The organism is Methylobacterium aquaticum (assembly GCF_001043915.1).
GTDB classification, from domain to species: domain Bacteria; phylum Pseudomonadota; class Alphaproteobacteria; order Rhizobiales; family Beijerinckiaceae; genus Methylobacterium; species Methylobacterium aquaticum.
Window position 1 is genome coordinate 1 of the sequence record NZ_LABX01000171.1, and the last position, 9,519, is coordinate 9,519.

Annotated in this window: 1 protein-coding gene; it reads left to right on the plus strand. The window is 70.0% G+C overall.

Annotation, left to right across the window (positions count from 1 at the left end; genetic code table 11):
* Positions 1-9,519: beta strand repeat-containing protein (locus tag VP06_RS37300; protein WP_425350937.1), on the plus strand; the 9,519-nt coding region annotated here is incomplete at both ends.

A 9,519-nucleotide genomic window follows, 5' to 3' on the forward strand; every position in this document is an offset into this window, starting at 1 on the left:
GGTCGCCGCGGCGACCAACACCATCTCCAACGACATCGTCGCACGGATCGGCGGGACCACCGGCGGCCTCGCCGCTTCCGGCTCGGTGACCGTGCGGGCCAGCGAGGCCGCGAGCCTCACCAGCCGCGCGGCGACGGCATCGCTCGCCGCGAGCTTCAGCCCCTACGGCTTCAGCCTCGCGGGCGGCGGCGCCATCACGGTCGACCGGGTCGACAGCCGCACCTCCGCCACCATCACGTCGCGCAGCGCCGTCACCGCCGGGGGCGACGTGACCGTGGATGCGCAGGACACGACCTCGGTCGACAGCGCGGTCGTCAGCATCTCGGTTGCGGCGGGGATCATCGCGCTCGCCGCCGGCGGCGCGGTGACCGACGCGACGGTGACGCCGACGGTGACCGCGGCGATCGACGGCGCCGAGGTGACGGGCGCCACCGTGACGGTGCGCGCCACCGCGACGCCCGGCGTCCACGCCAAGGCGTCGGGCATCAATGTCGGCACCGCGGCGGTCGGCGCCTCGACGGCGCTCGCCCGCGTCGGCGCGACGGTCGCGGCCTTCACCCGCGATGCCACGATCACGGCGGCCAACCTCGCGGTCCAGGCGAACCTGGCCGAGGCGCCGGACAAGGGCAGCGCCTTCGCCGAGGCGACCGGATCGGCGGGCGGGCTGATCGGCCTCAACTCCACGGTGACCCAGGCGACGAACGACAGCAGCGTCGCCGGCACCCTCGATGCCGGCACGGTCCTGACCGTGGCCGGGACGGTCACCCTCGCGGCGACCGCCCGCACCCAGCAGGTCGCCAATGCCAGCAGCGCCAGCGCGGGCCTGGTCGGCGCCGGGGCGACCCTGACCTCGGCGACCTCGAACACCCGCACGAGCGCGAAGGTGCGCAGCACCGGCGCGATCCGCGCCGGCGCCATGACGGTGACGGCGTCCGGCTCGGACGACAACCGTGCCGCCGCCGAGGCGGGCGCCTACGGCCTCGCCTCCGGCACCGCGGGCTCGGCGACCAGCACCTCGACCGGCTCGACCCAGGCGGGCCTCGAGGCGGGCGCGCAGATCGACCTGACGCTCACCCCCGCGGCGAGCGGCCTGCTCTACATGGCGGCCAGCCACGTCGCCTCCGGCAACGGGCAGGTCATCACCAGCGCCTACGGCGCGCTGGCCGGCAGCGGCGCGGTCGTCCGCACCGATTTCAGCCACGATACCGGCACCACCTTCGGGGCGGGATCGAGCGTGCTGGCGCGGGGCGTCCAGGCCAGCGCGCAGAACTCGGTGATCAAGCCGGTCCTGCCGACGCCCAACATCGTCGGGACCACGGGTGGCCTCGCCAGCGGCGCCGGCGCCGACAGCCGGACCACGATCGCGGTCAGCGCGACGGTGACGGTGGCGGACAGCACGCCGGACAACCCGACCCAGATCGAGACGGTCGGCGGCATCGCGACGCCCGGCGGCATCACGCTCAGCGCCCTCAACCTGCTCGACGTGTCCGACAAGGTGACGCTGAAGACCGGTGGTGCGCTCGCGGGCGCGGGCACGACCTCCAGCATCGTCACCAACGCCTTCGCCGCGCAGGTGCTGATCGGCGAGAATGCCAGCCTCTACACGCCCGGCACGCTGACCGCATCGGCGAACGGCCGGGGCAATGCCAGCGCGGCCGCCAACTCGGACACCTACGGCGCCGCCACCGTGGCGTCCGGCAACACTCTGGTGGACCTGCGGCCGACGAACGCCGTCACGGTGGCGCGGGGCGCCTCGGTCACCGCCTATGGCGACGTGAACCTGCTCGCCGGCAGCGACCGGCAGCAGATCGACGACCTCTACGTCACCTCGGCGCGCACCGACACCTTCGCGGGCAGCGTGATCCCGATCCAGTCGATCAGCGCCGACATCAACGTCCACCAGACCAACACGATCACGGTCGCGGCCGGCGCCGGCGTCGCCACGGCGGGCGACGCCAACCTCATCACCAACCGCCTCAACCTTGTCAGCACCGACGCGAAGGCGAAGGGAACCAACTGGCTCGCCTCCCTCCTCGGGGCCATCAACAGCCTGTTCGGCGGCAGCGCCGAGGCTGCCTATACGGGCACCGCCGTCCAGGGCGGCGTCAGCCGCGTGTTGGTCGACGGCAGCGTCACCACCGGCATCGCGCGCAACATCGCCATCGCGATTGACCAGATGGCGGTCGACCCGAACACCGGCACCACGAACCTGACCGGCACCGTCCTGGTCAACGGTCAGCAACTCACCGCCGGCGGCGCCCTCGTGCCGGTCGATCCGGCGCAGAAGACCTTCTCGCTCGCCTCGGGCGACAGCGTCACCCTCAAGCGGGTGCCGATCACCGTGAGCTTCGGCTCGGTCTATGCGCAGAGCGCCCTGATCGACCAGCTCTACGACGCGCAGGACAAGCTCAAGACCTACTCCCAGAACGCCACGCTCCAGAACTTCTACCGCGGTGAGGTCCAGCGCCTGACCGACCTTCTCCAGAGCCAGGGCCTCGCCCAGGTCCTGACTGCCGGCAACGAGGTGACGGTGCTGCCGCTCCAGAAGGAACGGCCGGCGGTGACGATCGGCCGGTTCACGGCCGGCGCGGGACGCATCAACATCGTGGCCGGGCAGCTCGTCGGCGCAGGCAGCCTCGATGCCCAGTCCGATACCAAGGTCGAGATCAACAACTATTCGAGCGCCACGCTGACGATCGGCGGCATCACGATGCCGGAATCGAACGGCGGCACCTTCTATAACGGCCAGAACGTCACCCGCTCCGAGGTCCTCGCCGACAAGCTCAAGGCGATCGCGGACGAGAACGCCCTGCTGTCGCCCAGCCTGTCGGCCGACGCGGTCAATTTCGGCGTGCTGACTTCGGGCGGCGTGGTCTCACCGAACACCGCGAGCCAGATCACGCTCAGCAACTGGCTCGGCGCGACCGCGGTGAACAACACCCTGGTGCCGGCGCCGACGCTCAACATCGCCGGCGACATCATCGCGGTGAACGCCAACCTCTACACGACGACAGTGGGGGGCGGCGACCTGGTCATCGGCGGCATGATCCGCGTGAAGAACAGCTTCACCGACGTGGGCGGGTCGGTCACGATCAAGGACCAGACGATCTACGCCATCGGCGGCAATCCCTACGGGATCGTGGCCGGGGCGATCACCGGTGGCGATCCCAACGCGATCGTCGACGCCGGCAATGCGGCGACCGTGCTCGGCGCTCTCCAGTCGGCGCCGCAGGGCAGCATCATCGCCAGCGGCGACATCGTCATCAACGCGCAATACCTCGACGTCCGGGGCCTGATTCAGAGCGGCCGCGACGCCTTCACCATCAACATCCTGAAGAACTCGGACGTCGCGGCCGAGATCGAGCAGATCAGGCGCGATCCGTCCCGCTCCAACGTGATCCAGTCGCTGACGAAGGACGGCTACTCGGCGGTGTTCGACCGCCAGAACAACCGCATCGTCATCAACGAGATCGCCAGCACCGGCGGCAAGGTGACGCTCACCGGGACGATCGTCAACACGAGCCCGAACAAGGGGGCGATCCGCGCGCTCGGCGGCTATGCCAGCGTGACGGTGAACAACGAACTCGACTACGACGTGGTCGTGTCCCGCATCGACGTCTCGCAGCGTGGCACCGGCATCATCGACATCACCGACCTCGCCTACGCCAATACGGCGTCCGGTGCCGTCGCCCGCAAGACGCTGCTGACGCAGCAGGCGGACGGTTCGGTCACCAGCTACCAGGCGCTGATCGGGGCCAGTGGCCAGGAGATCAACGGGCACCGGGATGGCGGTGCGATCACCAGCTACACCCCGGGCGCCGGCCTGAAGGACGCGAACGGCCGCGACCAGACCTACCGCTACGCCTTCACGGCGGGCCGTGGCGACAAGACCACCTATACCCTCGTCCGCGGCACCTCCGCCTGGCTCGGCATTCAGGCTTTCGCCTCGCAGCCGGCGGACGAGAGCAACTACGACACCAAGAACGTCAAGGTCGGCGCGCTGGTGCCGAACAGCGACTATTTCTACCTCGATGCCACCGGGAAGGGCGCTTACAACTACGATTCCCGTGTGACGATCAATACGGCCGCGACGGAACACATCAACGGGCGGAGCTGGTCGACAAGCACATGGTACGGCTTGACGACCCATTACCAAGAGACCATCACGATCACCTATACGGAGACGGACGGCACGCACAGCGTGCTCGCGAGCTATCCGATCTCGATGGGCTTCATCGGCGGCGCCACCGCCAGCGTCACCATCAACTCGACCGGCACGGGCCGGGTGCTGCTCGTCGGCGGCATCGCCAACACCTCCGGCACCACCAGCATCACCTCGGGCGGGGCGATCCAGGCGCTGAGCCCGACCGGCACGGTGTCCGGCGTAGACGTCGTGCTCAACGCCGCCGGCGTCATCGGGCAGGGCAGCGGCGCCGCGGTCACCGACCAGGCGCTCGTCGTCAACGCCACGGGCTCGGTGGCCGCGACGACCGGTGCGGGGACCATCTACCTGCGCAGCACCGGCGACATCGCGGTCGACCGGATCACCGCGCGGGACGGCTACGACGTCACCCTGGTGGCGCGCGGCGACGTGAAGGTCGCCACCGGCCGGGCCGGCGCGATCTCGGCCGGCAGCCTGACCGTCACGGCCGGCGGCAATGTCGGCGCGGCCACGGATTCGGGCGTGCTCAAGCTCGACACCGGCTCCCGGCAGCGCGACCGCGTGACCATCACGGCGGCAGGCCAAGTCGGCATCGAGGAGACCGCCGGCGACCTGCGCCTCTACGGCCTCACCGCCAACGGGAACGTCGTGGTGAAGGTCGATACCGGGAGCCTGCTCAACGTCAACGATGTCGCGGTGCGCGACGAGCGGGTCGAGGCCGAACTCGTCAACGGCGTCTGGAAGGACCTCGCCCTCACCGGCGCCGATGCCGACCGCAAGTTCAACGAGACGCTCGACGCCTACGAGAGCGTCGCCGAGCAGGACTACGCCACCTACTGGCGCTACCGGAACCTCCAGGCCGATCCCTCCCATTACGATCCGGCCTACCGGTTCCAGTTCGCGGCCGGCTCGGCGGAGCTCGCCGCCTATCAGGCGCTCTACCGCCAGCAGGGCATCGACAAGGGCCTGACCGGCAGCGCCCTCGACGCCTCGGTGGCGCAGTCGATCGCGACGCTGGAGACGTCGCGCACGCTGCAATATCAGACGCTGAACGCGCAATACGGGAAGTACGGCGACAGCTACGTGGCGGATCTTCCCACCGCCTACGCGACCTACTGGGGCTACCGCAACCAGCAGGCCAATCCGGCCGCCTACGATCCGACCTTCACGGTGCCGGTCTCCCAGGCGGAGCGCAGCGGTATCCGCAGTGCCGCGTTGCAGGCGAGCCTGAGCGGCACGCTGTTGACCGACTACGTCGCCGCGCAGATCGCCGCGCTCGAGACCGCTCGCAACAGCGCCTACCAGGATCTCGACGCGGTCTTCGGCAGCCTCGGCAGCAGCCAGATCGCGGATTTCGGGGCGCGGTACGACGCCTACTGGCTCTATCGCGGCAACCTCGCCAGCGACGGCACGCCGCTCCTGACCCCGGCCCTGCAAACCCATTACCAGACATACTTCACCAGCCTCGGCACGCAGGCCGGAAAGACCGGGAGCGATCTCTCCGATTACGTGACGGCGCAGTTCGCCGCGCTCCAGGCGAGCCGCGCGGCGGAATTCACGTCGCTGAAGGCGACGTTCGACCGCTTCGGCGACGTCTACAACGCCGACCTCGCGACCCACTACGCCACGTACTGGGCACAGCGGGCGACGCTCGACGCGAGCGGCCGCGTCCACCTGACCGCCGCGGAGCGGGCGAGCGCGGTCGACACCTTCACGACGGCGGGCCGCTCGACCTCACTCGGCGACGCGGCGATCGCCGATTACGTCGCATCGCGCCTCGCCGCCGCCGAGGCGACGCTTGGGGCCGCCTACCAGGCCCTGCATGCCCGCTTCGGCGCTCACGGCGACAGCAACGACGCGGCCTATGCCCAGACCCTGTCGGCCACCGATCGGGCCGATTACGGGACCTACTGGGGTTATCGCAACCAGCAGGCCAATCCGGGCGTCTACAACGCGGCCTTCGCGCCGCGCCTCACCGGCGACGCGCTCGCGACCGCCCTGGTGCAGTACCAGGCGGACGGCGCGGCGGCGCTCGCCGCCGGCACGCTCACCAGCGCGGCCATCGACGCCGCCGTGGCGGCCCAGGTCTCGACGCTCCAGGCGCAGCGGAACGCGGATTACGCCAGGCTCGACACGTTCTTTGCCCCCTTCAACCTCGGCAACACGCAGCAGCAGAACCCGCACTTCTTCATCGACCAGGCGATGCGGGATGCGATCAATGCCAGCATCAAGCGCTGGACGCAGGACGAGCTGCTGAACGCCGTCGGCCAGGGCCTGCTCAAAGAGGCGACCAGCACCCAGGTCACCAAGCAGGATCCGGTCATCACCGGCGCCAACGTGCGGCTGGTGGTGCGCGGCGCGACCGGCTCCGGCAATATCGGCTCGGTCGACGGCGTGACGGTGATCGACGTCGCCAAGCGCCAGCCCCTGAGCCGCGACCAGCTCGTCGCCCTCGGCGCTGCCGAGCGCAGCGACATGGTGTTCCTCACCGCTGCGCCGGTCGAGGGGCGGGTCGACTTCGACAATGTGGGCGGCCAGGGCCGCATCACCCGCACCGACGGGCAGGACTGGGATCCGTCGATCTTCACGGTCGGCGGGACGCTCTACATCGGCGGCGCGACCCAGAACGCCACCGGCGAGACCCCGATCGTCTACACGATCGCTTCGGTCAGCGGTGGCGTGATCCTGACGAATGCCGGCCAGACCTTCACGGCCGAGACCGCCAAGACGATCATCCTCGGCCAGTCCGTCGCCAGGGGCGAGGGACCGCGCGTCACCGCCACGGTCGCCTTCGGGGCGGACGGCACCCTGACCCGGTCCACCGGCAGCTTCCTCGATGACGGCTTCGCCGTCGGGATGCTGATCGGCGTGGCCGGCACCTTCGGGGTCACGACGGCGAACCAGACCGGCGCGACGACCTTCTACACCATCGCCTCCGTGACGGCCTCGACCGTCACGGTGGTCGAGGTCGGCCAGATCACCGCCGAGAGCGCCCGCGACGTGGTGGTGTTCCAGTCCGCGCTCGACCCGACCAATCCGGGTAACCTGGTCAAGCAGGTGCTGATCCAGGGCCGCAAGGCGGTGAACCTGTCGGCGTCCGGCGGCCTCGACGCCGATGCCGACGGGCAGATCTTCCTCGGCACGCAGGGCGGCTTCAAGCTCACCTCCGTGGTCTCGGCCAACGGTGAGGAAATCCGCATCAAGGCGAAGACCGGCATCACCAATGTGGGCGATGCCAACGGCGCCACGGTGCGCGGCGGCAACCTCGTTCTCGAGGGTGGCGACGGCGGCATCGGCGAGGCGGCCCGGGTGATCGGGATCGACCTCAAGAACACCAGCACGCTGACCGTCCGCACGGCGCAGGACATCTTCATCACCGAGCGCAGCGGCGACCTGAACCTGGAATCCGCCTACTCGCAGAGCGGGACCGTCACGCTCGTCTCGGATACCGGCGGCATCCTCGACGGGGTCGCGACCGACACCAACAAGATCGTGGCGGGCAGCGTCTCCCTGAAGGCGAAGGGCGGCAGCATCGGCACGGCCGGCGACCGGATCGAGATGCATCTGACCGGAACGGTCCTGGCCTCCGGCCGCGACGGCGTCTACCTCGAGGAGACCAGCGGCTCGATGAACGTGCTCGCGGTGGTCGCGAGCGCCGGCGACGTCACCCTCAAGGCGGCGGTGTCGATCCTCGATGCCGGCGACCTCGTCGACCCGACCGACATCGATTCCACGCGCAGCACCGGCGTCGACGCGCGGCCCGGCATCAACGTCACCGGCAACGGCATCACGCTGATCGCCGGCAACACCATCGGCACGGCCGATAACAATGTCGACATCGACAGCCGCGCCGGCGGCGACCGCCTTGGCGCGGTGTCGGCGCAGACGACCTTCGGCAACCTGTACCTCAACGAGGTGACGGGCGATCTCGCCCTCGGCACGGTCGGCACCGGCAACCGGGGCGTCGCCTTCCTCACGGCGGCCGACGGGTCCATCCTGAATGGGCTCGCGCTCTACGACGATGCCAGCAAGGACGCGGCCGCGACCGGCTCGAACCTGACCTCCGGCAAAGCCTACCTGATCGCCAAGGACGACATCGGCGCCGGCGGAAAGCGGATCGTCGCCCGGATGAGCGCCGACAACGGCCTCACCTACGCGGACAGCTTCGGCGGGATCGAGGGCTACAGCACCGCCGGCAGCGTCTATCTGTGGAATATCGGCGGCCTGCGGGTCGGCGGCGTCACCACCACCACCGCGCCCGGCTTCCGGGCGGCGGGCACGCTCAGCATCCGCACGTCCAGCCCGCTCACCATCGATCGGGACATCATCTCGGGCAGCGACATCGTCCAGACCGCCGGCGAGACCGGGGCGTCCGGTGACGACCTCACCGTGCTGGCCGGCGTCACCATCTTCTCGACCGGCGGTTCGGTCACGCTGAACGCCGGCGACAACCTCACGGTCCAGGCCGGAGCGGTGATCAAGGCGCTGGGCGCGATCACCCTGCGGGGCGATTACAGCGCCTCGGGCACGCCCGACAACACCGGCACGACCATCGATCTCCAGGGTACCTATGTCGGGTCGTCGATCCGGATCGAGGGCGGCGCCAACGGCGATACGATCCGCCTCGACGGCCTCTTTACGACCGGCACGCGCATCATCACCCTCGACCGGAACGACGTCCCGGTCGAGGGAACCCTGAGCCTCGGCGGCTCCCTCGCCATCGTGGGCGGGGACGGGAGCGACACCGTCACCCTCGCGGGCCACTATCGCGGCGGCGCCCTGTCGATCGACGTGGCGGCGCCGGGGATCAGCGCCAACGATGCCGACACGGTGACCCTCGCGGGCCTCTACGGGCTCACCGGCGAGCTCGCGGTGCTGACCGGGACCGGCCTCGACCGCATCGCCCTCGGCGGGCGCTACGGCTCGGTCGCGGATGGCGTGATCGGGCTCGGCTCCCTGCGGATCGACGCGGGCGACGGGACCAACAGCGTTACCCTCGGCGGCGAGTACGCGATCGGCGGATCGGCCCAGATCACGACGGGTGGGGATGACGACACGGTCACGCTCACCGGCACGGCGAAGGTGGGCTCGCTCTCCATCGATGCCGGGGACGGCACCAATACGGTGACGCTCGACGGCGACATCACCGTCGTGGATGCGGCGCAGATCACGACGGGCGGGGACGACGATACGGTCACGCTGACCGGGATGGTGAAGGCGGGCTCGCTCGCGATCATGGCGGGGGAGGGCACCAACCGTGTTGTGCTCGACGGCGGCTTCACGGTCGCGGGCGAGCTCGCGGGGGGACCGGCGCCGGCCCGGACAGCATCACCCCCACGGGCACCTACGGCTCGGGG